This is a genomic window from Thermophilibacter sp. ZX-H3 (assembly GCF_052599055.1).
In genome coordinates this window covers 1-23317 of sequence record NZ_JBQXES010000019.1, presented here as the reverse complement: position 1 = coordinate 23317, position 23317 = coordinate 1, and the positions used below count along the sequence as shown (strand labels likewise).

General features: G+C 66.9%; 23 protein-coding genes and 5 tRNA genes. 9 read left to right on the top strand and 19 right to left on the bottom strand.

The features are described 5' to 3' along the window. Window positions 1-16: 16 nt before the first annotated feature. Window positions 17-1093: a hypothetical protein gene (locus ACULPM_RS08725; RefSeq protein ID WP_445331721.1), complete on the bottom strand. Its 1077-nt coding sequence runs from the start codon at window positions 1091-1093 to the stop codon at window positions 17-19. Window positions 1094-1286: 193 nt separating this feature from the next. Here ACULPM_RS08725 and ACULPM_RS08720 point away from each other — a divergent pair, with 193 nt between their 5' ends. From ACULPM_RS08720 to ACULPM_RS08680, 9 genes are all read left to right on the top strand, one after another. Beyond that, window positions 1287-1781, top strand: coding sequence for a hypothetical protein (locus ACULPM_RS08720; RefSeq protein WP_445331722.1), 495 nt, complete (start codon window positions 1287-1289; stop codon window positions 1779-1781). A gap of 12 nt (window positions 1782-1793) precedes the next feature. Then, complete coding sequence (locus ACULPM_RS08715; protein ID WP_445331723.1) at window positions 1794-2807, top strand: hypothetical protein; 1014 nt, start codon at window positions 1794-1796, stop codon at window positions 2805-2807. Between the two features lie 3 nt (window positions 2808-2810). Then, window positions 2811-3152 (top strand): hypothetical protein, encoded by a 342-nt coding sequence (locus ACULPM_RS08710; protein ID WP_445331724.1) that lies wholly within the window; start codon window positions 2811-2813, stop codon window positions 3150-3152. A 50-nt stretch (window positions 3153-3202) separates the two neighbouring features. Continuing rightward, window positions 3203-3478, top strand: coding sequence for a putative minor capsid protein (locus ACULPM_RS08705; RefSeq protein ID WP_445331725.1), 276 nt, complete (start codon window positions 3203-3205; stop codon window positions 3476-3478). Next, window positions 3475-3864 carry a hypothetical protein gene (locus tag ACULPM_RS08700; RefSeq protein ID WP_445331726.1) on the top strand — a complete coding sequence of 130 codons (390 nt, stop codon included), beginning with the start codon at window positions 3475-3477 and terminating at the stop codon, window positions 3862-3864. Before ACULPM_RS08705 ends, ACULPM_RS08700 begins: the two co-directional genes overlap by 4 nt. Before the next feature lie 160 nt (window positions 3865-4024). Next, on the top strand, window positions 4025-4738 hold the full coding sequence (locus ACULPM_RS08695) for a phage distal tail protein (RefSeq protein ID WP_445331727.1): 714 nt from the start codon (window positions 4025-4027) through the stop codon (window positions 4736-4738). After that, a complete protein-coding gene (locus ACULPM_RS08690; RefSeq protein WP_445331728.1) occupies window positions 4738-5958 on the top strand; it encodes a phage tail spike protein in 1221 nt (406 codons plus the stop codon). The genes ACULPM_RS08695 and ACULPM_RS08690 overlap by 1 nt, the downstream gene beginning before the upstream one ends. Before the next feature lie 53 nt (window positions 5959-6011). Next, window positions 6012-7154, top strand: coding sequence for a BppU family phage baseplate upper protein (locus ACULPM_RS08685; RefSeq protein ID WP_445331729.1), 1143 nt, complete (start codon window positions 6012-6014; stop codon window positions 7152-7154). 101 nt (window positions 7155-7255) lie between these two features. Next, complete coding sequence (locus tag ACULPM_RS08680; protein WP_445331730.1) at window positions 7256-8647, top strand: hypothetical protein; 1392 nt, start codon at window positions 7256-7258, stop codon at window positions 8645-8647. A gap of 64 nt (window positions 8648-8711) precedes the next feature. Here the strand turns inward: ACULPM_RS08680 and ACULPM_RS08675 are convergent, their stop codons facing one another. From ACULPM_RS08675 to gap, 18 genes are all read right to left on the bottom strand, one after another. Next, window positions 8712-9131 (bottom strand): hypothetical protein, encoded by a 420-nt coding sequence (locus ACULPM_RS08675; protein WP_445331731.1) that lies wholly within the window; start codon window positions 9129-9131, stop codon window positions 8712-8714. After that, the gene (locus ACULPM_RS08670) at window positions 9128-9439 is read right to left on the bottom strand and encodes a hypothetical protein (RefSeq protein WP_445331732.1); all 312 of its coding nucleotides are present in this window, start codon (window positions 9437-9439) and stop codon (window positions 9128-9130) included. Before ACULPM_RS08670 ends, ACULPM_RS08675 begins: the two co-directional genes overlap by 4 nt. A 271-nt stretch (window positions 9440-9710) precedes the next feature. After that, a tRNA-Val gene (locus ACULPM_RS08665) sits at window positions 9711-9785 on the bottom strand. A 150-nt stretch (window positions 9786-9935) separates the two neighbouring features. Next, window positions 9936-11429, bottom strand: a complete 1494-nt coding sequence (locus ACULPM_RS08660) for a lysylphosphatidylglycerol synthase transmembrane domain-containing protein (protein ID WP_445331733.1) — start codon at window positions 11427-11429, stop codon at window positions 9936-9938. Between the two features lie 123 nt (window positions 11430-11552). Further along, on the bottom strand, window positions 11553-12032 hold the full coding sequence (locus ACULPM_RS08655) for a YbaK/EbsC family protein (RefSeq protein ID WP_167929697.1): 480 nt from the start codon (window positions 12030-12032) through the stop codon (window positions 11553-11555). A gap of 86 nt (window positions 12033-12118) precedes the next feature. Next, window positions 12119-13198 (bottom strand): tRNA 2-thiouridine(34) synthase MnmA, encoded by a 1080-nt coding sequence (gene mnmA, locus ACULPM_RS08650; RefSeq protein WP_167929698.1) that lies wholly within the window; start codon window positions 13196-13198, stop codon window positions 12119-12121. After that, window positions 13198-14433: a cysteine desulfurase family protein gene (locus ACULPM_RS08645; protein WP_445331734.1), complete on the bottom strand. Its 1236-nt coding sequence runs from the start codon at window positions 14431-14433 to the stop codon at window positions 13198-13200. The genes mnmA and ACULPM_RS08645 overlap by 1 nt, the downstream gene beginning before the upstream one ends. Beyond that, entirely contained in the window at window positions 14430-15410 is a 981-nt protein-coding gene (locus ACULPM_RS08640; RefSeq protein WP_445331735.1) for a putative ABC transporter permease, read from the bottom strand. Before ACULPM_RS08640 ends, ACULPM_RS08645 begins: the two co-directional genes overlap by 4 nt. A gap of 81 nt (window positions 15411-15491) precedes the next feature. Then, a tRNA-Gly gene (locus ACULPM_RS08635) sits at window positions 15492-15567 on the bottom strand. Window positions 15568-15717: 150 nt separating this feature from the next. Then, window positions 15718-15791, bottom strand: a tRNA-Cys gene (locus ACULPM_RS08630). Window positions 15792-15832: 41 nt separating this feature from the next. Next, a tRNA-Gly gene (locus tag ACULPM_RS08625) sits at window positions 15833-15908 on the bottom strand. Between the two features lie 102 nt (window positions 15909-16010). Next, a complete protein-coding gene (locus ACULPM_RS08620) occupies window positions 16011-16784 on the bottom strand; it encodes an anti-sigma factor antagonist (protein ID WP_445331736.1) in 774 nt (257 codons plus the stop codon). Between the two features lie 29 nt (window positions 16785-16813). Further along, window positions 16814-19102, bottom strand: coding sequence for a SpoIIE family protein phosphatase (locus ACULPM_RS08615; RefSeq protein ID WP_445331737.1), 2289 nt, complete (start codon window positions 19100-19102; stop codon window positions 16814-16816). 100 nt (window positions 19103-19202) lie between these two features. Then, window positions 19203-19293 (bottom strand) — tRNA-Leu (locus ACULPM_RS08610). Between the two features lie 341 nt (window positions 19294-19634). Continuing rightward, on the bottom strand, window positions 19635-19886 hold the full coding sequence (gene secG / locus ACULPM_RS08605) for a preprotein translocase subunit SecG (RefSeq protein ID WP_075279900.1): 252 nt from the start codon (window positions 19884-19886) through the stop codon (window positions 19635-19637). A gap of 104 nt (window positions 19887-19990) precedes the next feature. Next, window positions 19991-20758, bottom strand: a complete 768-nt coding sequence (tpiA, locus tag ACULPM_RS08600; protein WP_445331738.1) for a triose-phosphate isomerase — start codon at window positions 20756-20758, stop codon at window positions 19991-19993. After that, window positions 20751-21941 (bottom strand): phosphoglycerate kinase, encoded by a 1191-nt coding sequence (locus ACULPM_RS08595; RefSeq protein WP_167929704.1) that lies wholly within the window; start codon window positions 21939-21941, stop codon window positions 20751-20753. The genes tpiA and ACULPM_RS08595 overlap by 8 nt, the downstream gene beginning before the upstream one ends. Before the next feature lie 96 nt (window positions 21942-22037). Then, on the bottom strand, window positions 22038-23063 hold the full coding sequence (gene gap / locus ACULPM_RS08590; protein ID WP_075279897.1) for a type I glyceraldehyde-3-phosphate dehydrogenase: 1026 nt from the start codon (window positions 23061-23063) through the stop codon (window positions 22038-22040). Window positions 23064-23317 lie beyond the last annotated feature (254 nt).

Genomic DNA, 23317 nt, shown 5'->3' with positions numbered 1-23317 from the left:
CTTAAGCGACGGCATACTACTCAACCACTAAGTCGAGGAATGTGCGGCGAACTGCGACAGCATCAGGAGCTAATTCCTCCTCGGATGCCATTGCGATGGCCGACCATCTCCATGCAAGGTCGTCAAGGATCTCTTGCCTCATCTCATCTTGATGCTCAGCATACACGCAAAGATCAAGTTCGTCGAAGACGCCCAAATAGACTTGACCGGTCTCATCGAGTTCGACAGTAACGGTTATCGGGTACTTAAACGAATGCTCAACACCACCAGCAACGAACGACTTGATTTCCACTGGGCGAAGTTCGAGCTCTTCGATACCATCTGCATCAATGATTTCGGCTATGTCGCCATTGATGTTGTACTTCACCTTGCACATGACCGTCATTAGCTTATAGCGCGTTTCCATAAGACGGTCTTCGATTTCCGGATCGTATTGAACCGGGAACCGTCGCGTGGAACCATTCGGGCGTAGCTGCAATTTCTTGCTCTCAAAATCGACGAGGGCAATCTTGCCTATGACTTCGGCGTCAACAAACTCGTCTTCGACAGGGCGTAGCTGCTCGAAGGGGATGATGTTTGCCTGCTTTAGCTCCGTTGTATGCTCGCCTTGGAGTCCGGAGGTAACGGTTATCCTTTCCGCAGGTTGAGGGCTCACTTTCTTGAGTCCTTCTATTACGCGAAGGCGTGCAAGCTTGCTTGGGACGGCCTCAGCGAACTTTTCCGTATCACCGCTGGCGGCACAATCAATGACTCTAAACACACGTGCGAAGCCTTGGTCCTCCCATGGAAGAGCTGGCTGAACCTCGTCAGAGTCATCGTAGAGACGCGCCTCAACCTGATATGAGCCTTCTGTTGCAGGGGACAAATAAAGCTTGTGGCTAAGCTTCATTTCAGCAGATTCTTGCTGCTGCGTACGAGTATCGTTAGGGTTGTAGGTACGGTTATCCTCCAAGGTGCCTAACAAGGTTTCATAGCCGTCGAGAATCTCGCGAAAGCGATCGTATGAGATTTCATGGCCGAGTTCGTCGGTATCAACGTGAATGACCATCTTATCGACTAGGCGATGGTTCTTCATCTTGACTTCCTCTGCCATAAACTCACCTCCCCGGAATGTCAAATCTTACACCCAAAACGGCAAATGGCATAACTGCGAGAACCAGCGGCTAGGCGAATGAGCAAAAACGATTCGCACATGGCCTACATCGGGTTTGTGACACACACGGATACTTGGCCTGGTTAGGAAGCCGACCCAATTATGTCGGCACGTCACAGAAAGGCAGGCCGACATGGCGGGTGATGCACATGGCGACAAGACGCAGGAAGGGCCGAAAGCCGCGCAAGACGACGGGCAGCAGCAGGCGGCGCAAGACCAGCCGCAAGTGAGCGGCACCGACTGGGAGAAGGCCGTCGCCGAGCGCGATGAGAAGATCGCGGCGCTTGAGGCTCAGGTGGCCGAGGCTGCAAAGAACGCCGAGACAGCCGAGCAGCTGCGCTGCGAGATCGCGGAGCTGAAGGCCCAGGGCGAGTCCGATCGAATCGACTTCAAGCTGCAGCTCGCAGGCGTGCGCAACGTGAAGGCAGCGCGTGCAATCCTTGCCGACCACGGCGGCGACGTCGACGCGCTCAAGGAGGCCGAGCCGTGGCTGTTCGCTGAAGCTCCTGCCAAGCAGCCTGGCGGAAAGACCGGACTCCCCAACGCCGGCACCAGCACGGATGCCGGCAAGACCATGAGACGCTGGCGCAAGCTCGCCGGCCTTGACGATTCCACCGACAACGCTTAGGAGGGCTGACAGATGGCCAACAGCATCGAGTTCGCTAAGAACTACACCGGCATTTTGGACGAGGTCTACCAGAGGGCGGCGGTGTCGCGCTGCCTGAACAGCGGCGGGCGCATGGTCCGCGCGGGCCGCAACGCCAAGGAGATCCTCATCCCGAAGATCTCCGTCACGGGGCTCGGGGACTACACCCGCAACGTGGGCTACAAGACGGGCTCCATCACCTACGAGTACGAGACGCACAGCTTCGGCTACGACCGGGCCATACGGCTCTTTGCCGACGTGATGGACGTGGAGGAGAGCGGCGTGCTCGACTGCTTCGTCGAGGCGGGCGCGGAGTTGCAGCGCACGCAGGTGGCCCCTGAGGGCGACGCCTACACGTTCAGCCAGATCGCGTCGGCGGACGGCGTTACCGTGAGGGCCGAGGACCTCTCCGAGGCGTCCGCCGTGGACGTGCTCGCCGCCCTGCGCGCCGTCACCAACGGCATGGACGAGAGGCAGGTATCCACAGGCAGCCGTATCCTCTTCATCACTCCCACGTTGCGCGGCGTCCTGGACGACTTCTCGTTGGCGAACCCGACGCGATTGAACCGCGTGCTCGAGCGGTTCAGCCGCATTGTGGAGGTGCCGCAGGTGCGCTTCTACACGGCCATCGACTTGCTCAGCGGCGATGACGACCAGTTCGGCTACCAGAAGGCAACCGGCACCTACGTGGCCACCACGGACACCGAGGTCGACAGCACGAAGACCTACTACACGAAGAGCGGCGACGAGTACACGGCGGTGGCGTCCCCCACGAAGAGCGGGCTCTCGAGCTACTACGAGCTCAAGGGTGCTGGTGCCGACATCAACTTCATGGTCGTGGAGAAGTCGGCCGTGATCAAGTACGACAAGCACGTGGCGTCGCGCGTGTTCAGCCCCGACGAGCTGGAGGCGCTGGACTCCTGCATGCTCAAGTACCGCAAGTACGGCATCGTGAGCGTGCTGGAGAACAAGCTCGACGGCGTTTACGTGAGCGCAGGCACGGAGTAGCCCGTGGCCGATGCGGTGACATACCAGTTCTATTCGCAGGTTTACGGGGGCGGGCTTTCGGAGTCCGCCTTCGGACTTGCGCTGCCGGCGGCATCGCGCCACGTGCAGTGGCTGGTGGGCGGACGCGAGCCTACCGAGGACGAGCTTGAGAGCTACCAACGGGCAGTCTGCGCTGCCGTGGACGCCTTCGCGGAGTTCGGCGAGGGGCAGGTCGGCGGGTTCTCGCTCGGGGACTTCAAGGTGACCCACTATGAAGACGAGGGCACGACCGGCGAGGAGATCGCCACGCAAGAGGCGCTCAAGGAGCTCGTGGGGACCTCGCTCGCGTTCTGCGGGGTGCGATGATGCGGGGCCTTCGGCCTATACCGTTGCGGCTGCTGGCCGATGACGCCGTGGTGCGGGTGCCGGACGGCGACGGCGGGTATGCCGAGGGCGTGGCCGTTTCGCACGTGCGGTTCGCGCGGGCGCAGTCGATCGTGGACGACGAACACCGTTCGGCTGACGCGGGCGCGGGCAAGGTCTACGTCGATGCCGTGAACTCCGGCGGCGCTTTCGAGGTTCCCGCTGGCTCTCGCATCGACATCGGCGGGCATTCGTACTACGTGGCCGAGTGCAGGCGGTGCGAGGACTTCAACGGGCGCGTGCACCACTGGGAGCTGGTGGTGAGATGAGCTGCGCGGACTCGATTACGAAACTGCTGGTAGATGCCCACTTCACAAGTTGCTTCACAAAAGTTTGCCCATCGGCGCTCGACTGCGCGGAGCCCATCGCTGTGGTCGAGGGCGCGTATTCGCGCGATGCCCGGATAGCCGAGGAGGAGCGCGGGACCGTTGCCGTGACGGTGATGGTGGTGCGCGAGGTCGCGGCCGATGCGGAGGCCGTCGCCGTTGCCGCCGAGCTTGCGGTGCGCAGGGCCGACTGGGAGCCTTATACGGATGCTGGCGGATGTCGGATCGTGAGCATCGACACCGCGGCACCTGCCTTCAAGGAGCGCGATTCGAGCGGGCGGTACGTGTGGGCGTTCGACGTGGCGTGCACGGTGGTGAGGTTGCTGTGAAAAAGAAGGATGCAAGCAAGTGCGAGGATGGCCGTTGCGACGAGCTGCGGCTTCTCGCCAAATCGATTGGGCAGAAACCCAGGAAGGGCGGCTCAGTGGACGAGATGAGCCTTGAGTCGCACCGTAGGGCCATCGCATACGGGCGGGCAAGGGGCAACGCATGAGGTCGTTCGTCTACAACGGGGTCGACCTCTCGGAATGGTGCAGCGCAGAGGTCATCGAGAAGGTCGCGGTGCCCGTAGTGCCCGACACGATGGTGGTGCCGGGACGTGCGGGCGCTCTCCCCGTCTCCGGGCATATACCGCCAAGGCTTGTGCGTGTGCGGCTGTTCATGGATGCGGGTTTCAGGCCGGGGACCAACGGGCTGGCTGACATACGGCACAGGGTCTATGCGGCACTGTGCTCAACCTCCGGCGGGACGCTGCGGCTGCCCGACGAGCCGGAGTTCGAGTACCGCGACGTCATCTGCACCGATACGGGCTCGTGGTCGTCGCTATTCGAGGACGGGCAAGGCGAGGTAACGTTCGATTTGCTCGATCCCGTTGCCTACGGGAGAGCTCGCTCGAAGACGAGCTCGGAGTTCGAAGTCGGGGGGTCGTGGTCCACGTGGCCGACGTTCGAGCTGGTAGCCTCTGCTGGCGCTGCCGTGCAGGTCGGCTGCAGCGATGCCATCGTGCGCGTGGAGCATGCCTTCTCCGGTGGCGAAGTGGTGCGCATCGACTGCGAGGGCGAGGGCGCGACCATCGATGGTATTGATGCCCGCGCCGACGTGACGCTGGCGAGCGACTTCTTCTCGCTTTCTCCTGGTAGCTGCGAGCTGAGCTTCACGGGATGCTCCTCCCATGCGACCAGCTTCCGCGAGAGGTGGCTGTGATGGCGAGCTCCGTTCCCACGATCTTCTGGTTCGACCGGTTCGACGAGCGCATCGGCATCCTGCCCGTCGTCGGCGAGCTCGTCCACACCGAGGAGCTGAACGGCGAGGACACGCTGGAGTTCGAGCGCCGCGAGGTGCCCACCAAGGGCGACCGGCTGCTGTGGCAGGACGGCGGCGTGTGGCGTGAGCACGTGGTGGTGCGGACCGACGAGCCGCTTGAGTGCTTGTGTTCGGTCTACGCGGAGTCATCATTGTGCGAGCTTCTGGACGACTTCATCGAGGAGCAGCATCTGGTCTCTCGGACTGCGCGGCAGGCACTGGCGGTCGTACTGGTACCCACGCGCTGGTCGATCGCGTCGTGCGACGTGGCTGGCACTGCGGGCTGCGTGCTCTACCACGTGAACGCGCTCTGTGCGCTGCGGAGAATAGCCGAGGTCTGGGACGGCGAGGTCGAGCCCGTGATAACGGCTGCTGGCGGGCGCGTGGTCTCAAGGGGCGTCCGTTTCAAGAGCCAGCTTGGGAGTTGGAAGGGCCTTCGCTTCACCTACGGCAAGAACATGGCGGGATGCACGCGCACGGTTCTGGAGCAGGACGTGTACACGGCGCTCTACGGCTTCGGCGCGGGGCTTCCCGTGACCGACGAGGACGGGCGCTACACGGGCGGCTACCGCAAGAAGCTCACCTTCGGCGAGGTCAACGGCGGCGTGAACTGGGTCGGCGACGAGGACGCGCGGCTCGTGTGGGGCCGCTGGAACGCTGACAGGACGGCGAAGGTCCACAGCTTCGGGCAGGTGACCTTCTCGGAGTGCGACGACCCTGCAAAGCTGTTGGCGCTCACCAGGAAGGCGCTCGTGGATGCCGTTCAGCCCAAGGTGTCGTACGAGATCGACGTGGCGGCCCTGGACGGCGGCGAGTGCGGCTTGGGCGACGAGGTGGCCGTGATCGACTCGACACGGACTCCCGAGTGGCGGCTCAAGGCGCGAGTCGTGAAGCGCGTGCGCACGTTCGGTGATGCGGTGATCTGCCGCGTGACAATCGGCACGGTGCAGCAGGTCGACTACGCGGTGACGAGCTCGCTTGCCGCCGACGTTGCCGCGCTGCAGAACGACGTCGCGGGCATTGACGGCAACCTGAGCGTGGCGACCTCGGTGCAGGTCGTGGAGAGCACGGTGACAACCGCCACCGATGACCTGGACGAGCTGGCGGACCTCGACTTCTGACGGCGGGGTTGTGACGCGGGCATACCCTGAGCGGAGACTCTAGGAGGTGCTTCGTGCTCGACGGATGCGGACTTCATAGGCTGGTTTGGGACGCCTGCGACGAGCGTTTCGGCGACGTGCTGGTGGCTCCCCCCGCCGACGCTGGCGGGCGCGGGATCTCGCTTGCCGTGAGGGAGGACGGCTCTGCAGCCGACCTGACGGGGGCTGCCGTCTACTTCTTGTGGCGGCACAAGGTGACTGGCGAGCGCGGGACCGAGCCCTTCTCGGCCGTCGACGCGTCTGTCGGGGCGTTCGAGGTCTACTACCCGGCGGCGATGCAGGAGGCCGAGGGTGCCGTGCAGGCCCAGGTCATGGTCTCGCGTGGTGACGATACGTACATCTCTTCCCGCGTGTTCACGATACGGGTGGAGCCCGTGGTCGTCGGCGGCGAGGGGCACGAGGACGGGTTCACGCTGTTCGTGGACGCCATCAACGCCTACGAGCACGCGACCGAGATCACGACCGACGCCGCCACGGCTGCGAACGCTGCGGCCGCGCTGGCCGACACTGCGCGGGAGAACCTGACGGCGGCGGCCGAGCGCGGCGACTTCGACGGTGCCGACGGCCAGGATGGCGTCGACGGTTTCAGTCCCACGGCCACCGTGACTGCCACCGAGGGCGGCTGCACCATCACGATCACCGACAAGAACGGCACCACCACGGCCGACGTGGCCAAGGGCGTTAAGGGCGACAAAGGTGACACCGGCGAGACCGGTCCCCAGGGACCGAAGGGTGACACCGGTGACACGGGGCCGCGGGGTGCGACAGGCCCCGCTGGAGCCGATGGCGCCTCTTGCACGCACTCATGGAGCGGCTCGGTGCTGTCCGTCACGAGCGCGTCGGGTACGAGCTCGGCCGACCTTCGCGGACCGCAGGGCATCCAGGGAATCCAGGGTGAGACCGGCCCGCAAGGCGAGACGGGACCGAAGGGCGATACCGGCGAGACCGGTGCAACGGGGCCGCAGGGGCCGAAGGGCGACACGGGCGATGACGGCGCAGACGCGACCATCACCGGCGCGAGCGCGACGGTTGACGCGAGCACGGGCACGCCTTCCGTCAACGTCACGCTGGGCGGCACGGCGTCTGCCAGGACGTTCGTATTCGCCTTCCACAACCTCAAAGGCGAGACTGGTGCGACCGGGCCGCAAGGACCATAGGGGCCGGCGGGAACGACGCCCGACCTCTCGGCCTACGCGACCAAGCAGTACGTGGACGACGCCATCGCCTCGCTCGCCAACCTCGAAGAGGAGGAGTTCTGATGGCCGTAGGCACCGTTTCCACGAGCATACTCACTGACATAGCCAACGCGATCCGCTACCAAGCGGGCGTCGCCACGCTGTACAAGCCCCGCGAGATGGCCGCTGCCGTGGCGGCTCTCGACGGCACGGACGCTGGCCACTATCAGGAGCAGCCCTACATGGCGCTGGAGTCGGGCGTGCTTCCCGAGTCTGTGTTCTCGGACATCGCCGACGCCATACGCGGGCAGAACGGCGAGAGCACGCTCTACGCGCCGGGCGACATGGCAGCCGCCATCCTGGCGCTCGAATGGGACGTGGGCTACAAGATCCGCGCCTTGCTCCTGGACGACGGCACGCTGGAGATCAACTACTACGAGCGGCGCACCTCCGTCACCGGCGGGCGCATCGTGCAGGTCTTCGAGATCGACCCGGCGGGTTACTCGTCCGCGAGCGCACGCTCCTACGACTCGATAAAGCTGCTGGTGAAGAAGGTCTACATCGACAGCACCATCGGGAGCCTGGGCCTGACGAACTGCAACTACTGGTTCAACGCGTTCTCGAACTGCACCGAGGTGAGGGGCTTCGAGAACCTGTCCGGCATGACGAGCGCGAACCAGATGTTCACGAGCTGCGGGAGCCTGGAGACGATCTACGCCACGAGCTTCAGCAACTCGGGGCTCTCGGGCTCGCTCATGTTCAACAGCTGCAACCGCCTTGTGGGCGGCACCGACGGCTTCGTGCCCTCCACCACGAGCGGCGCGAGCGTGTGCAAGCTGGGCGCGGGCGGCGTGCTCACGGACCCGAACGACGATAGGCGCACCTGGTTCTGGACGCATTTCTACGCGGACGGCGAGGGCGTTCTCACGGCCGCGTCGACGCCCGACGCCACGCGCGAGCTCGTCGCCTCCGGGCGGATCTGCGCAATCGGCAAGTACGTGGGGCTCGGCTTCACGCCCTGGGACGGCGTCACCGGGCCGACGCACCGCCAGCACCTCACGAGCGCGACGTTCGCTGCCGACATGGCGGGCTTCTCGTATTTGAACTTCAACTACCTGTTTTACAGCTGCACGAACCTTGCGAGCGTGAACGGTCTGGGCAACCTCTCGGGCGTGCGCTCGATGCGCTACACGTTCAGCTCCTGCGCCTTCGCGACGATCGACTTCCGTGGGTTCGACCCGTCGACGCTCACGGACCTTTTCTACACGTTCTCGGGGTGCAGCAGGCTCACGACCATCCTGGCCGACGCAAGCTGGGCGCTGCCGACGAGCGGGATCACGGGCTCGCAGTGCTTCTACTCATGCTCGGCTTCTCTTGTTGGCGGCAACGGCACCGCATGGGCCAGTAACAAGACGGCGTACACGTACTTCCGCATCGACACGGCGAGCACGCCGGGGTACATCACGGTGTTATAAGGAATCCGAGAAAAGAGGGCGCACGGCCTAACCGAGAGCCATGCGCCTTTCTGCCCGCCCTAAACTAACCGACCTTTCCGCTCTGCACGTCAAAGACAGCCATGAACTTCTGTTTGGGCACGTACCAGCGATTGTTCTCAAGCTTGACAGCCGGAAGCGCCTGATTCTTGAACATCGTGCGCACACGGCCGATGCTTAGGCCAGTAATCTCCGCTATGTGCTTAGCAGTAAGCATGACGGGATAATCTGCGAGATAGTCTGACGGCTGCGTTTGAATCTTGCCGGCCTCGGCGTCATCTCGCGTCGTTGAGCGCACATATGGCGGCCTGACAGCATAAGAGCCGTCTTTCCGCCTGATAACGCGATAACCGACCGCCTCAAGGGCTTCTACTGCGCTCTCAAGCCCCATTCGCTTACGCTCGAGCAGGCGCTCAGCCGCCTGGGCAAGGGCGTCATCGACGTTCGCAGGCTCACGGGCCGTCATCGTGCATCCTCTCCCATAAGCTGTGTCGGAGAGTCCGGCATTTCGCCGAGCAACAGGTCTTTCCAGAACTCCTCCGACTCGCAGCCAGACGAGCACAACATGTCTAGGAGTTTGACTCGGAATTCGGGGGGCAGCGACTCAAAATCGGCCTTCATGGCGTCCTCAATCGCTTTGTTCGTGCACTCCATCTGCTCGCAGATCTCGCGCCTCTCGTCCAAGCTGAAGCTCTCGGGGCTTCCCAGGCAGACGTCGGCCCTGAAATAGGCCATAGCCTCGTCTTCGATGAGTTCTTGCATGTTCTCGATCATCTTTGCGGCTCCTTTCCAAACAGCGACCTTCCGGACACAATGGCTTATCCCGAAGGACACCACGCGGAACACCACGCCCAACGTGGACACCAAAGCTCCGGCTTCAGGGTTTATGATTCAACCTATCGATTGTTTGGCCAGGTAACCGGCCGAAAGAGGAAAACACCCGACTTTTGACGAGACTCCCGTTTTTGGTGTCCTATTTGGTGTCCCGTTTAGTGTCCTAAACAAAAGCAGGTAGACGGTTTATGCCATCTACCTGCGTCTTTTGTGGTGGGCGTTACAAGATTTGAACTTGTGACCTCTTCCGTGTCAGGGAAGCGCTCTCCCCCTGAGCTAAACGCCCTTATGTGATGCACTGCTGGGGACCGCAGCGCGAGGGATATATTAGCAAGGAACGCAGTCGGAGCGCAACCCCCATTTTTGACTTTTTTCGTCTGAGCCGAATGTTCCTATCGTGCCCCGCCCGGACAGCCGCATGCGAGATGCGACGATCCTACTTCTTCGCCGCCGGCCTGCGCTTGATCTTGACGGTGATCTCGGAGCCCGCGCTCGCGGGAGCGGCCTTCTTGGCGTCGCCCTTCTCGGCGGCGCGGCGGCGCGCGGCGGCCGCCTTGCCGGCGGCGATGCGTGCCTCTATGTCGGAGCCCGCCGCGGCGGCCGAGGGCCCGCCGGAGACGACGGCCTTCTTGGTTCCCGGCCTCACGGTGACGCCGCCGCGCGCGGCGCGCTTGCCGCCCGCACCCGGCTTGCCGCCCACGAACCCGCGGAGGCGCTTCCAGGCGCGCGTCCAGCGCCGGTTGATGGACTCGCCGCTCGTGGAGCGCATGCCCATGCACGGGGCGGCGATGAGGACCGGGAGCAGGTACTCGACGGCACGCCAGATGACGAAGCCGGCCGTGGTGTGCACCCCGTACATCCCCTGGAAGAGGATGGCGAAGCCCACCTCGGCGCCGCCCGCGCCGCCCGGGAGCGGCACGGCGTTGATGAGGAGCTCGAGCATCGAGCCCGAGGCGAGGCAGATCAGGAAGTCCGCCGGCTCGCCGAAGGAGCGCAGAACGAACCACGGCAGCGCGTACATGCAGCCGAGCTGAAGGAGCGTCACGAGCATCGTGAGCAGCATCTCGCGCACGTTCCTGGCGGAGCGCTTGAAGGCGGCCGAGAACTTGACCACCTGGGTGTTGACCATCTCGTACCACTGCTCGTACTTCTCGTCCTTGAGCCAGCCGCGGCGGTTGGCGAAGCGCAGCGCCCAGTTGCCGATGGCCACCACCGGCTTGGGGAACAGGCACAGGAAGAGCATCGCACCGACCTGCACCACCTTGAAGCCGAAGAGGAAGACGCCGATGAGGGTGACGTCGCCGAAGGTCTCGTAGAAGTAGGTGCCGCAGAAGAGGAGCATGATGGCGGCGAAGACGCCCTCGCCCGCCTCGTAGAGCACGGTGCGCGTGAAGTTGAGGGCGCTCGCCTCGCCGACCGAGAGGCCAGCTCGCGTGAGGCGATAGATCTGGGCCGGAGGGGCACCCGCGCTGTTGGGCGTGAGGCGCATGAAGAAGACGCCGGAGGCCTCGACGCTCATGAGGTCGCGGATGCCCACGGGGTTGTCCGGGTCGGCGATGATGGAGAGGACGTAGGCGAGCACGCCGAAGACGTAGTAGAACATGAAGCAGGCCACGCCCGCCGCGATCCAGGCGAGGTCCACGCCCGCGAGAGACGTCACGAACTCGTCGACCTGCCCGCTGAGGACGAGGTAGAGCGCGTACGCGATGGCGACGAAGCCCAGGAAGACGACGGTCTTTCGGACCTGGCCCAGCGACTTCTTGTCCGCCTCGCGGTCCTCCGCCGCCACGGTGCGAACGGCCGAGACCTTCATGGAGACCCGCTTGGCCGCCCCCTTCGCGCCCTTGGGGGCCGAGGTCGGAGCCGCCTTGGGCTCGGCCGCGGGGGCCGGCACGCGCGCGGTCTCGGCGTTGTTCTGATCTTCTGCCACTCGGAAGCTCCCCACGGGCCGGCGGACGGTTCGTCAGTCTAGTGTAACGCGGCGGCGAGAAGGACGACCGCTCGCCGGCCGGCGGGCGGCAGACAACAGAGAACTGCTACGCGCCGCGTCGACCTACTCCCCCTCGCGCCAGCCCTTCGCGACGTCGACCCAGCCGCGTGCGCCGGAGAAGCGCTCGAGCTCGTCGAGCGTGAGCTCGATGGCGGAGTTTGAGCTGCCGGCCGCGGGCCACACGGTCTCGAAGCGCCTGAGCGACTCGTCGAGGAACACGTCGACGCCCGGCTCAACGCCGAAGGGGCACACGCCGCCAACCTCGTGCCCGACGAGCTCTGCGGCCTGGTCGCGCGAGAGCATCTTGGGCTTGGTGTGGAACGCGGCCTTGAACGCCTGGTTGTTGACGCGGGCGTCCCCCGCGAAGAGGATGAGCGTGGGCGTCTCCCCCACCATGAAGCTGAGCGTCTTGGCGATGCGCGCGGGCTCCGTGCCCACCGCCGCCGCGGCGAGCTCGACCGTGGCGCTCGACTCCTCGAACTCCCGGATGCGCCCCTCGGCGCCGAACTGCGCGAGATGCGCGCGGGCCCTCTCTATGGACATGGCTCCCCCTCCGAGTGAGACAAAGGGGACAGGTTCGTTTGTCTCATTAGTTTTTGAATGAGACAAACGAACCTGTCCCCTTTGTCTCACTTCCGCACGATGCCGCCGCCGAGGCAGCGAAGACCATCGTAGAGCACCGCGGACTGGCCGGGGGCCACGCGGCGCACCGGTTCTTCGAAGCGCAACACGTCGCCCGCGAGCTCCGCCTCGCGAAGCTCGCCCGTGTGGCGCGTGCGCACGAGGTAGCGCCCCGGGGCGGGGCGCTCGCCGGAGATCCAGCGGACGTCGTCGAGCTCGATCTCGCGGCAGAAGAGCGCCGGGCTGTCGTGGTCCGCCGTCACGTACACCACGTTCTTCTCGACGTCCGTGCCCACCACGTAGCGGGCCGGCCCGCCCCCGAGGTCGAGCCCGCGCCGCTGCCCCACGGTGAAGAGGAACGCCCCGTCGTGGCGGCCGAGCACGCGCCCGGTCTCCCACTCCACCACGTCCCCGGCGCGCCGCTCCAGCGCGTCGAGCAGGAACGTGCGGATGCCCACCGGACCCACGAAGCAGATGCCGTCTGAGTCCGGCTTGTTCTCCACCCCCAGGCCGCGCTCGGCGCACATGCGGCGCACCTCGGCCTTGTCGCGAATCTCGCCAACGGGGAGCAGCGTGCGCGCGAGGGCCTCCTCCCCCACGCGCCACAGGAAGTACGTCTGGTCCTTGTGCTCGTCGAGCGCGCGCAGCAGGCGCACGCGGCCGTCCTCGCCGCGCTCAACGCGGCCGTAGTGCCCGGTGGCGACGAAGTCGGCGCCCTCGGCGAGGGCGCGCTCGAGGAACGTCCCGAACTTGATCGTCTGGTTGCACATGACGTCCGGGTTGGGCGTGCGGCCGTGCGCGTAGGCGTCCACGAGGTAGTCCACCACGGTGGCCCTGTACTCGGCCTCGCAGTCCCAGACCTCGAGGTCGATCCCCAGCGTCACCGCCACGCGCTCCGCGTCGGCGAGCTCCTGGGCCCAGGGGCACCTGAAGCCGGGCAGGTCGCGCGACCAGTTGCGCATGTAGACGGCCGTGACGTCGTAGCCGGCCTCCACGAGCAGCGCCGCGGCGAGCGCGGAGTCGACGCCGCCGGAGAGGCCGCAGCAGACGCGGGTGCCGGGCCCGGGCGCCGGGAGCGCGCGCCCCATCAGCGCCACCCCGCCACGAGCTCGGCCGCGCGAGCGGCCTGGCCGGCGTCTTCAAGCCCGAGGCGGGCCATCTCCGAGCGCACCGCGCGCTCGATGGCGAGCACGGCGTAGTCGACCTCGCCCTCCGTGGTGGGGAGGCCGAGCGTCAGGCGCAGGCTCCCCTCGGCGAGCGGCCGCGGCATCCCGATGGCCTCGAGCACGTGCGAGACGCGCATGCGGCTCGCGGCGCACGCCGAGCCCGTTCCCACCGAGACGCCCTCCCGCTCGAGGGCGATCACGAGGCGGCGCGCCTCGATGCCCGCGAAGGCCACGTGCAGGAGGCCCGGCAGGCGCCTCTTGGGGCTGCGCGGGCCGGAGACCACCGTCCACGGCAGGCGCTCGAGCAGGCCCGCGCGCAGCCGCTCGCGCAGGGCGGCGAGGCGGCGCGCCTCCTGCGCTCGGCGCTCGCAGGCGAGCTCCATCGCCCGCGCGAGGCCCACGACGCCCGCGACGTTCTCCGTGCCGGAGCGCACGCCGCCCTCCTGCCCGCCCCCGTAGACGAGCGGGCGCAGCCGGACGTCGTCCGCGGCCCAGAGCGCGCCCACCTGCTTGGGGCCATAGATCTTCGCCGCGGAGAGCGTGAGCAGGTCGACGCCGAGCGAGCTCACGTTGACCGAGAGGCACCCCGCCGCCTGGGACGCGTCGGTGTGCAGGTAGATGGGCGTTCGCTCGCCGGCCTCGAGGCGTCGCGCGCGCTCGTCGGCCACGACGCGGGAGATGTCGCGCACCGGCTGCACGCAGCCGATCTCCCCGTTCGCGAGCTCTATCGAGACGAGCTCGGTGTCCGGCCTGATCGCGCGCGCGACGGCGGAGGGGTCCACGAGGCCGTCGCGCCCCACGCGCACGGTGCGGCGCGCGTGGGTCCCGGCGCAGGCGAGCACGCTCTCGTGCTCGATTGCGTCCACGACCACGTGCCCCTCGACCGCCGCGAACGCGAGGTTGTTGGCCTCCGTCGCGCCCGCCGTGAAGACGAGGTTGTCGGGGCGCGCCCCGATGAGGCGCGCCACGGCGCCGCGGGCACTCTCGACGTCGTCGCGCACCCCGCGCGCGAGCTCATAGGGCGCAGACGGGTTGTAGAAGCGCCCCGTGAGGTAGGGCGCCATGGCCTCGAGCACCTCGGGGTCGAGCGGCGTCGCCGCCGCGTAGTCGAGATAGGCGCCACGCACGGGGCCGCGCTCGTTTGGTCCTGGCGTCATCGGGCGCTCCCCTCCGCCTCGGTCATGGTGTTGCCGTCCTCGTCGAGCACCAGGTTGCCGTCCTCGTCCACGAGGTCGCGCTCGCCGCCGATCTTGAGGTTCTGGAAGCGCGCCGAGATGAACTCGTCCGAGTAGTTGGTGTCCACCCACTGCTCGAAGGCGTTGGCAGGCGGCACGCCGGCGTCACGCTCCGTCTTGCGGTCGAAGCACACGAGCGTCATCGCGATGTCGGCGACGAGGTAGACCGCCACGAGCGCGACGAACACCACCTGCCGGCGCGCGACGGGCATGCCGATCTGGTAGAGCAGGCGGGGCATGACGGCGCGCGACCACACGAGCCCGAGCAGGCCCCACATGGCGACGAAGCGCCACGCCACCCACTGCGTGATGTGGTCGGGCAGGTGGAGGTACGTCCAGGACTCGGCGTCGAAGAGCTCGGACATGGCCCAGCCGGTCAGCTGCTCGAGCACGCCGCCCACGAGCGCGGAGACGAGAAACACCTGCCACGCGCGCGCCCCGCGACGGCGCATGTGGAAGCAGAGCGCGGTGAGCAGGACCGCCCCCACCCCGTAGAGCGGCGAGAAGGGCCCCCACACGAGCCCCACGCGGCTCTCGGTGAGGCCTGCCGTGAGGAGCATGAACGCCTCCTCGATGAGCAGGCCCGCCATGCTGCCCACGAAGAAGATGAAGATGATCTGGTACCAGCCGAGCTGCAGGTGGTCGAGGTACTCGTCGACCGCGGCGCCGGAGGCGCGCCACCGCGCGAAGACGCGGCCGAGCCCGCGCTGGCGGGACGCCCGGGCGAGCTCGCGCTCGAGCGCGTCCTCGGACTCCTCGAGCGCCTCCTCGGCGAGCTCGACCTCCTCGTCGCCCAGCTTGCGACCGCGCGACAGCCACTCCCAGAAGTACACGATCGTCCGCACGAAGCCCTGGGCGACGGCGAACAGGAAGATGAGAAGCGCGATGGTGAAGAGCATGCAGGGGTCCCCTCAGGCTTAGGCGTCCGAGTGAACAGGATAGCAAAAGGGCCGGTCACATGACCGGCCCTCTCATACCCATGGAGCGGGCTACGGGGTTCGAACCCGCGACCTCCACCTTGGCAAGGTGGCGCGCTACCAACTGCGCTAAGCCCGCGACGCGAGGAGTAATGATATTCCTCCGCCCCGCAGATTGCAAGGGCCATCCCAGAAAAGTTTTTCGGCCGCCCGTCCTTCTCGCCCGCGCGAAGAGAGGGCGGGGGGCCTGCATACGAAAAGGGCACCCCGTAGGGTGCCCGTCACGTCCTGGAGGCGAAGCCCGGATTCGAACCGGGGGTCAGGGCTTTGCAGGCCCGTGCCTTACCACTTGGCCACTTCGCCGTATGAAAAAGGCCGATCAAGACCGGCCTTCTGAGCTCGCATGGAGCGGGCTACGGGGTTCGAACCCGCGACCTCCACCTTGGCAAGGTGGCGCGCTACCAACTGCGCTAAGCCCGCAAGCGCAGGGATTACTATACGGGGCCGGGCCAGCTGACGCAAGGGGTTAGATTTCGATTCGTGGAGGAACTGTGAACCCCTATGGTCGTCACGGCCGGCAGGTCACCCCGCGAGGGGCGGCGCGCCCTCAGGCGAGGAGCCCGAGGAGTCGAGCAGCTTGACGAGCCGCACGACCGTCCCCTCCCCCGTCCGCTTGCGCGTGATGCTCACGGAGTCGGCAAGCATCCGCATGAGCCGTATGCCGCGCCCGCGCTCGTCCTCGGGGGCGGCGTCGGGAGGCTCGTCCCCGTCCGCCAGCTCGAAGCCGCAGCCGCAGTCGCTCACCTCCACGCACACGCGGTCCGGGTAGGCCGCGACCGTGGCGAGCACCCCGTCGGCGCAGGTGTGGTCGACCGCGTTGCCGAGCGCCTCCCCGCAGGCGAGCCTCATGTCGAAGAGGGCGTCTCCCGTGAGCGGGAGGCGCGAGAGGAGCTCGCCGAGGCGCTCGCGGGCGGCGGAGAGCTCGTCGGGGCCCACGCGGAAGGTCGTGCGCCATCGCGGCAGCACCGACGGATCGAGCGCCGCGACCTCGCGGCGCGCGCCCGCGCGCGAGACGGGCATGAACTCGACGATCCTCATGAGGCTGAGCGCGCGATAGAGCTGGGGCGAGACGTTGGAGAGCGAGAGCAGGCCGCCCATGCGGCGAATGCGCCGCAGCTCGCCCAGGATGAAGCCCATCCCCGCCGAGTCGACGTAGCTGACGTCGCCCATGTTCATGAAGATGCGCCTCGTACCCTGGGCGACGAGGGCGTCGAGGCGGCGGCGCGCGGCAGGGACCGACCTCACGTCAAGGTCGCCCTCCACGTTGAAGACGGCTATGTCCACAGGAGCACCCATGCCGGGATTATTCCCCGCTCAGGCGCGTCCTAACGCCCCGCGCCCGAGCGGTCGGCAGAAGCGCCCTCCCGGGGCGAGGCCGACCCGGCGCGCGCGCCGAGCCCGTCGAAGCGAAGCGCGAGCATCGCGACGTCGTCCTCCAGGTTCTGGCCCGTGAACCCCTCGAGGTCCGCGAGCAGGCGGGCCACGAAGCCGTCGTAGGGCTTCTCGGGAGAGGACTCGCGCATGACTGCCTCGCGCAGCCCGTCCTCGCCGAAGAAGGCCCCCCGCGGGTCGCGCGCCTCCGTCGTGCCGTCGGTGTAGAGCAGAAGGACGTCCCCGGGGACGAGGTCGACGAGACCGTCCTGGTAGTTGATGTCATGGAACGCGCCCACCACGCCGGACTGCACGTCGAGGATCGAGATCTCGTCCGCGCCCGCGTGCACGAGCACGGCGGGGGGATGGCCGGCCGAGCAGTACCTGATCGTCGCCTCGTCGAGGTCCACGATGCCCACGAAGAGCGTGGCGAAGGTCTCGAGGCGCGAGAAGCCGAGCAGGAACTCGTTCAGCGAGCGCACCATCCGCGCAGGCGCGAGGCCCTCCCACGCGTAGGCGCCGAGCGCGGTCTTGACCGCGGCGGAGACCGAGGCGGCCTCGACCCCCTTGCCCGAGACGTCGCCCATGATGACACAGGCGCGGTGCCCCGGGAGGCGGATGAGGTCGTAGAAGTCGCCGCCGACCGAGGCCGCCTTGGTCGCGGAGGAGTAGACGGCCTGCGAGGTGAGGCCCTCGACCGACTGAAGCTCGTTTCTCATGCCGGTCTGGAGCGCCTGCGAGATGCGCTTGTCCTGCTCGCGCGCCTCCTCCCCCCGGGCGATGTCGCGGGCGTCGGCGGCGAGGCCCGCGAGGAAGTCGAGCTCGGTCTCGTCGAGGGGCTCCGCGCCGTCCGGGCGGAGCACGAGCAGGCACCTCCGAACGCCCGAGAGCTCGCCGAGGTCGACGAGGGCCCCGACGCACGGCTCCCCCATGTCGCGCAGCAGCGAGAAGAGCTCGGAGTCGGGGCGCACCGGCACCACGGCAACGTCCCCCGCGCGGTAGGGCTCGGCGAGGGCGTCGAGGTCGACGGGGAGCTCGCGCGAGCCCGTGAGCGGCAGGTCCGCCATCACGACGTGCTGGCGGTCGTTCTCGCGCACCGTCACCACCGCGGCGTCGAGCTCGTCTCCCGCCTCGGCGAAGACGTCGTTGATGCGGCCGAGCGCGCCCTCGCCCGAGCCCTCGGAGGCCGACGTGAGCAGCTCCTCGCGGAGCTCGGTCGCGAGCGAGGCGAGCCGGTCCGCCCGGCGCGCCCGCAGCGTGGCGAAGGCTCCCGCGAGCTGGATGGAGAGGTAGCGGGCCACCGAGTCGAGCAGGCGCGCGTCATCCTTGAGCAGCGGGTGCAGGCGACGCCACCCCACCTCGATGATCGAGATGACCCTGCCGCCGAACCACACGGGCACCACGATGAAGCTCGTGAAAGGCGGCACGGTGTCGACCCGCATCCGGAGCACCTCGCCCGTCTCCTCGTTCAGCACGTCGCGCTTCGTGAGCCTGCCCTGGCGCAGCGAGGCGTTGGTGGGGGCGCACACGCGCAGGCGCACCGCCCTCCCCTCGCGGATGGCGAGCCGCTCCACGCTCCGTCCGAACGGCATGAAGCGGGCGAGGCGCTCGCCGTGCAGCCCGCTCGAGATGCCGCGCAGGTGGAAGCCGTCCGCCTCCGAGAGGTACACGAGCGTGCCGTCCGCCTCCATGGTGTCGGTGAGCTCCTCGAGCGTGCGCTCGAAGAGGGTGGCGATGTCCCCGGAGTCGATCGTGTCGAGCACGATGTTGAGCGTGCCCGAGAGGCGGTGGTTGGCGCGGCGGAGGTCCGCCATCGCGCGGGCCCCCTCGCGGTCGGCGAGGGCATCGGCGTCCACGGGCATGGCGACGAGCAGGTAGGTCTCCCCCGGCGCCCGCACGGCGTCGCAGCGCACGCGCACGGCGTGCGGCCTGCCGTCCGCCGACCTGAGCGAGGCGAGCGCCACCGAGCCGTCCGCCGGGATGCCGAGCGCGCCGACCTCGAAGGGGCCCTCGGCACCCGGCCTCCCCTCCCGCTCAACGAGCGTGCGCACGTCGACCCCCACGAGCCCCTCTCCGGCCCCGAGGAGCTCCACGGCCTCGTCGTTGGCGAGAAGGACCCTTCCGGAGCCGTCAAAGACGAGCACGGCCTCGCACGTGAGCTGGAGGAGCTTCGAGAGGGCGCCGACGAGGCTCCCCTCGCCGATCCCCCCGACGCGCGTTGTGCTGAGCTCGCCCCTGGCCATGAGACCCCCTCCGTCACGACTCTCCGCATTAGCGTAGCACGCGGAAGCGACGCACGGCCGCATACGAAAACGGGCCCCTTTCGGGGCCCGTACACCTTCGTGGTGTCGGAGGCGGGACTTGAACCCGCACGACCTTTTAGTCAGTCACTAGCACCTCAAGCTAGCGCGTCTGCCAATTCCGCCACTCCGACTTGTCACTGCGCTTTCGCGCAAGGGATAGTATGCACGAGTCCCCCCGACGATGCAAGCCCCAATCTGAGATTTTTTTCGGAGCGGGATCGGCATGGGCCGGGACCCCCTCAGGCCGCACTCGCGAGTGCCCTCCGCGAGTGCGGCCTGAGGGGGGCGTCGATGGACGCACTCGCGGGTCCTTCTCGCCCAAGCGTCCGCACTCAACGCGTTTCCGCCGCGAGTGCGGCCGCACTTGCGGAACGCACTGCCCGACGGCGTGGCCCCGGGCTCCGTCGCACGAAAAAAGGCGGCGACCCGAAGGCCGCCGCCGAGAGGTGCTCCCTGCGCCGTGCGAGAAGGACTAGCCGAGCGTGCCCGTGGGGAACGTGAGCGCCATCACGAGGATGCTCACGATGAAGACGGTCGCGGTGATGACCGTCAGGCGATTGAGGTTCTTCTCGAGAACGCCCGAGCCGGTGCCGGAGTTGTAGAGCGAGGAGGCGATCATGTCGGAGACGCCCGTGCCCTTGCCTGAGTGCATGAGGACGAGGATGACGGTGAGGGCTCCGGAGAGGAACAGCAGGACGGTCAGGATGATGTTGAGCGGGTTCACTGAGGCTCCTTCAGGACAGATGCATAACAACTGGTCATGGTAACACAAAGGGGCCCGGACGAGGTCCGGGCCCCAGACTCCACATCTGTCGAGAAGAACGTGGCCTACGCCATCGCGCTCTTGACCATGGCCGCGAAGCTGTCGGCCTTGAGGGAGGCGCCGCCGACGAGCGCGCCGTCGACGTCCTCCTTCTCGAGGAAGCCGGCGATGTTCTCGGGCTTGGCGGAGCCGCCGTAGAGCACGCGGATGCCGGAGGCGACCTCCTCGCCGAAGACCTCGACGAGGGTGGCGCGGATGGCGCCGCAGACCTCCTGGGCGTCGTCGGCCGTGGCGGTCTTGCCGGTGCCGATGGCCCAGATGGGCTCGTAGGCGATCACGTACTTGGAGGGGTCGGAGATCTCCAGGCCCTCGGTGTCCTTCTTGATCTGGTCGACGACGAACTCGACGTGCTTGCCGGCCTCGCGGACCTCGAGGGACTCGCCGCAGCAGGAGATGGGCACGATGCCGTGGGCCATGAGGGCCTTGGCCTTCTTGTTCACGTCCTCGTCCGTCTCGCCGAAGTAGTCGCGGCGCTCGGAGTGGCCGATGATGCAGTAGGTGGCGCCCACGGCCTCGAGCATGTTGGGAGCGGTCTCGCCGGTGTAGGCGCCGGACTCCTCCCAGTAGACGTTCTGGCCGCCGAGGGCGAACGGGGCGGACGTCTGCTCGATGACCTCGGAGACGCCCTTGAGGTCGACGGCGGGCGGGCAGACGACGACGTCGACGTCGCCGGTGCCGTCCTTGAGCTCGTCGGCAAGGCCCTGGGCGAGGACGACGCCCTCGCTGTAGGTCTTGTTCATCTTCCAGTTGCCAGCGATCATCCTCTTACGCATCGAGAAGCGCCTCCACTCCAGGAAGGGCCTTGCCCTCGACGAGCTCCATGGAAGCGCCACCGCCGGTGGAGATCCAGCTCATCTTGTCGGCCAGGCCGAACTTGTTGATGGCCGCGACGGAGTCGCCGCCGCCGATGATCGAGGTGCAGTCGGAGTCCGCGATGGCGCGGGCGACGGCCTCGGTGCCGTGGGCGAAGTTGTCGAACTCGAAGACGCCCATCGGGCCGTTCCAGAAGACGGTCTTGGCGGCCTTGACGGCGTCGGCGTAGAGCTTCTCGGTCTCGGGGCCGATGTCCATGCCCTCGCGGTCGTCGGGGATGGCGTCGGAGGCGACGACCTCCGGCACGGCGTCCTCGCCGAAGTGGTCGGCGACGCGGTTGTCGATCGGGAGGAGGATCTTGACGCCCTTCTCCTCGGCCTTCTTCAGCATCTCGCCGGCGCGCTCGACCCAGTCCTCCTCCTTGAGGGACATGCCGACGGACATGCCCTGGGCGAGGAAGAAGGTGTAGGCCATGCCGCCGCCGATGATGAGGGTGTCGGCGGAGTCGATGAGGTGATCGAGGACGCCGATCTTGGAGGACACCTTGGAGCCGCCGACGATGGCGACGAAGGGGCGCTCGGGCTCGGCGAAGATGGAGGTCAGGGTGTCGACCTCCTTCTCGAGCAGGAAGCCGGCGTAGGCGGGGAGATACGCGGCGGGGCCCACAACGGAGCCCTGGGCGCGGTGCGCGGTGCCGAAGGCGTCAAGCACGAAGATGTCGCCGTAGGAGGCGAGGGTCTTGGCGATCTCGGGGTCGTTCTTCTTCTCGCGCTTGTCGAAGCGGACGTTCTCGAGGACGAGGATCTCGCCGTCCTGGAGGGCGTCGACGGCGGCCTTGGCCTTCTCGCCGTAGGTGTCGTCGACGAACTTCACGTCATAGCCGGTGAGCTCGGCGAGCTTGTCGGCGGCCGGCTTCAGGGAGAACGCGGGCTCGGGGCCGTCGCCCTTGGGGCGGCCGAGGTGGCTCATGAGGATGATCTTGGCGCCCTTGTCCTTGAGGTACTCGATCGTGGGGATGGCGGCGCGGACGCGGGTGTCGTCCGTGACGACGCCGTCCTTCAGGGGGACGTTGAAGTCAACGCGCATGAGGACGCGCTTGCCCGCGACGTCGGCGTCGCGGACGGTCTTCTTGGTGAAGGCCATGCTCACTCCTTTGTCTGGTTCCTACGAGAAAGGGGCGCGGCCGCGGCCCCGTGAGCTGCGACCGCACCCCTGCGAAAAGCCGATGCGAAGCGTTGACTACGCGACGAACTTCTCGAAGTACTTGATGGTGCGGACCATCTGGGAGGTGTAGGAGTTCTCGTTGTCGTACCAAGAGGTGACCTGAACGAGGCTCTGGCCGTTGCCGAGGTCCTGGACCATGGTCTGGGTGGCGTCGAAGATCGAGCCGTGGGTCTCGCCGATGATGTCGGAGGAGACGATGTCGTCCTCGTTGTAGGCGAAGGTCTCGGGGATGGTCTCGGCGTAGGCCTTCATGGCAGCGTTGACCTCGTCCTTGGTGACGACCTTGTCAACCACGCAGTAGAGGTTGGTGATGGAGCCGGTGGGCGTGGGAACGCGCTGGGCGGCGCCGATCAGCTTGCCGTTGAGCTCCGGGAGGACCAGGCCGATGGCCTTGGCGGCACCCGTGGAGTTGGGGACGATGTTCTGCGCGCAGGCGCGGGAACGACGCTTGTTGCCCTTGCGCTGCGGGCCGTCGAGCGGCATCTGGTCGCCGGTGTAGGCGTGGATGGTGGTCATGATGCCGGAGACGATCGGCGCGAAGTCGTTGAGGCCCTTGGCCATCGGGGCGAGGCAGTTGGTGGTGCAGGAGGCCGCGGAGATGATGTTGTCATCGGCGGTCAGCTGCTCGTGGTTGACGTTGTAGACGATCGTGGGGAGGTCGTTGCCCGCGGGAGCGGAGATGACGACCTTCTTGGCGCCGGCGTCGATGTGAGCCTGGGCCTTGGCCTTGGAGGTGTAGAAGCCGGTGCACTCGAGGACGACGTCAACGCCGAGCTCGCCCCAGGGGAGCTTGGAGGCGTCGGCCTCCTTGTAGATGGTGATCTTCTTGCCGTCGACGGTGATGGAGTCCTCGCCGGCCTCGACCTTGTGGTCGCGAGCGTAGTTGCCCTGCGTGGTGTCATACTTCAGAAGGTACGCGAGCATGTCGGGGGAGGTGAGGTCGTTGATGGCGACGATCTCGGAGCCCTCGTGACCGAACATCTGACGGAAAGCCAGACGGCCGATGCGACCAAAGCCGTTGATTGCAACCTTAACTGCCATGCTTTCTCCTTTCACGGGGCCGCCGGGGCTTCTCCTCGGCGGACCAAAGCACCAACATGGGCTGACGCCCCTGCCACCCGATAGTGTACCCCACACGCGACGGTGCGTTTCGCTAAAACTGGCACGGGGCTGAATTTAAGCCGCGGGCGCTCAGGTTTTCGCCGCCGACGTGGGATGGTTCCCGGCTCTCATCTGGGGACGGGTTATTTCGGCCGGAGATTCTGGGACGGGCCATGCCGCCGGCGGCATGGCCC

Coding starts and splice junctions, on each gene's coding strand:
- ACULPM_RS08725 (WP_445331721.1), bottom strand. CDS start 1,093: ATGGCAGAGGAAGTCAAGATGAAGAACCATCGCCTAGTCGATAAGATG.
- ACULPM_RS08720 (WP_445331722.1), top strand. CDS start 1,287: ATGGCGGGTGATGCACATGGCGACAAGACGCAGGAAGGGCCGAAAGCC.
- ACULPM_RS08715 (WP_445331723.1), top strand. CDS start 1,794: ATGGCCAACAGCATCGAGTTCGCTAAGAACTACACCGGCATTTTGGAC.
- ACULPM_RS08700 (WP_445331726.1), top strand. CDS start 3,475: ATGAGCTGCGCGGACTCGATTACGAAACTGCTGGTAGATGCCCACTTC.
- ACULPM_RS08695 (WP_445331727.1), top strand. CDS start 4,025: ATGAGGTCGTTCGTCTACAACGGGGTCGACCTCTCGGAATGGTGCAGC.
- ACULPM_RS08690 (WP_445331728.1), top strand. CDS start 4,738: ATGGCGAGCTCCGTTCCCACGATCTTCTGGTTCGACCGGTTCGACGAG.
- ACULPM_RS08680 (WP_445331730.1), top strand. CDS start 7,256: ATGGCCGTAGGCACCGTTTCCACGAGCATACTCACTGACATAGCCAAC.
- ACULPM_RS08675 (WP_445331731.1), bottom strand. CDS start 9,131: ATGACGGCCCGTGAGCCTGCGAACGTCGATGACGCCCTTGCCCAGGCG.
- ACULPM_RS08670 (WP_445331732.1), bottom strand. CDS start 9,439: ATGATCGAGAACATGCAAGAACTCATCGAAGACGAGGCTATGGCCTAT.
- ACULPM_RS08655 (WP_167929697.1), bottom strand. CDS start 12,032: ATGTCCATAGAGAGGGCCCGCGCGCATCTCGCGCAGTTCGGCGCCGAG.
- mnmA (WP_167929698.1), bottom strand. CDS start 13,198: ATGGGGCGCGCGCTCCCGGCGCCCGGGCCCGGCACCCGCGTCTGCTGC.
- ACULPM_RS08645 (WP_445331734.1), bottom strand. CDS start 14,433: ATGACGCCAGGACCAAACGAGCGCGGCCCCGTGCGTGGCGCCTATCTC.
- ACULPM_RS08640 (WP_445331735.1), bottom strand. CDS start 15,410: ATGCTCTTCACCATCGCGCTTCTCATCTTCCTGTTCGCCGTCGCCCAG.
- ACULPM_RS08620 (WP_445331736.1), bottom strand. CDS start 16,784: ATGGGTGCTCCTGTGGACATAGCCGTCTTCAACGTGGAGGGCGACCTT.
- ACULPM_RS08615 (WP_445331737.1), bottom strand. CDS start 19,102: ATGGCCAGGGGCGAGCTCAGCACAACGCGCGTCGGGGGGATCGGCGAG.
- tpiA (WP_445331738.1), bottom strand. CDS start 20,758: ATGCGTAAGAGGATGATCGCTGGCAACTGGAAGATGAACAAGACCTAC.
- ACULPM_RS08595 (WP_167929704.1), bottom strand. CDS start 21,941: ATGGCCTTCACCAAGAAGACCGTCCGCGACGCCGACGTCGCGGGCAAG.
- gap (WP_075279897.1), bottom strand. CDS start 23,063: ATGGCAGTTAAGGTTGCAATCAACGGCTTTGGTCGCATCGGCCGTCTG.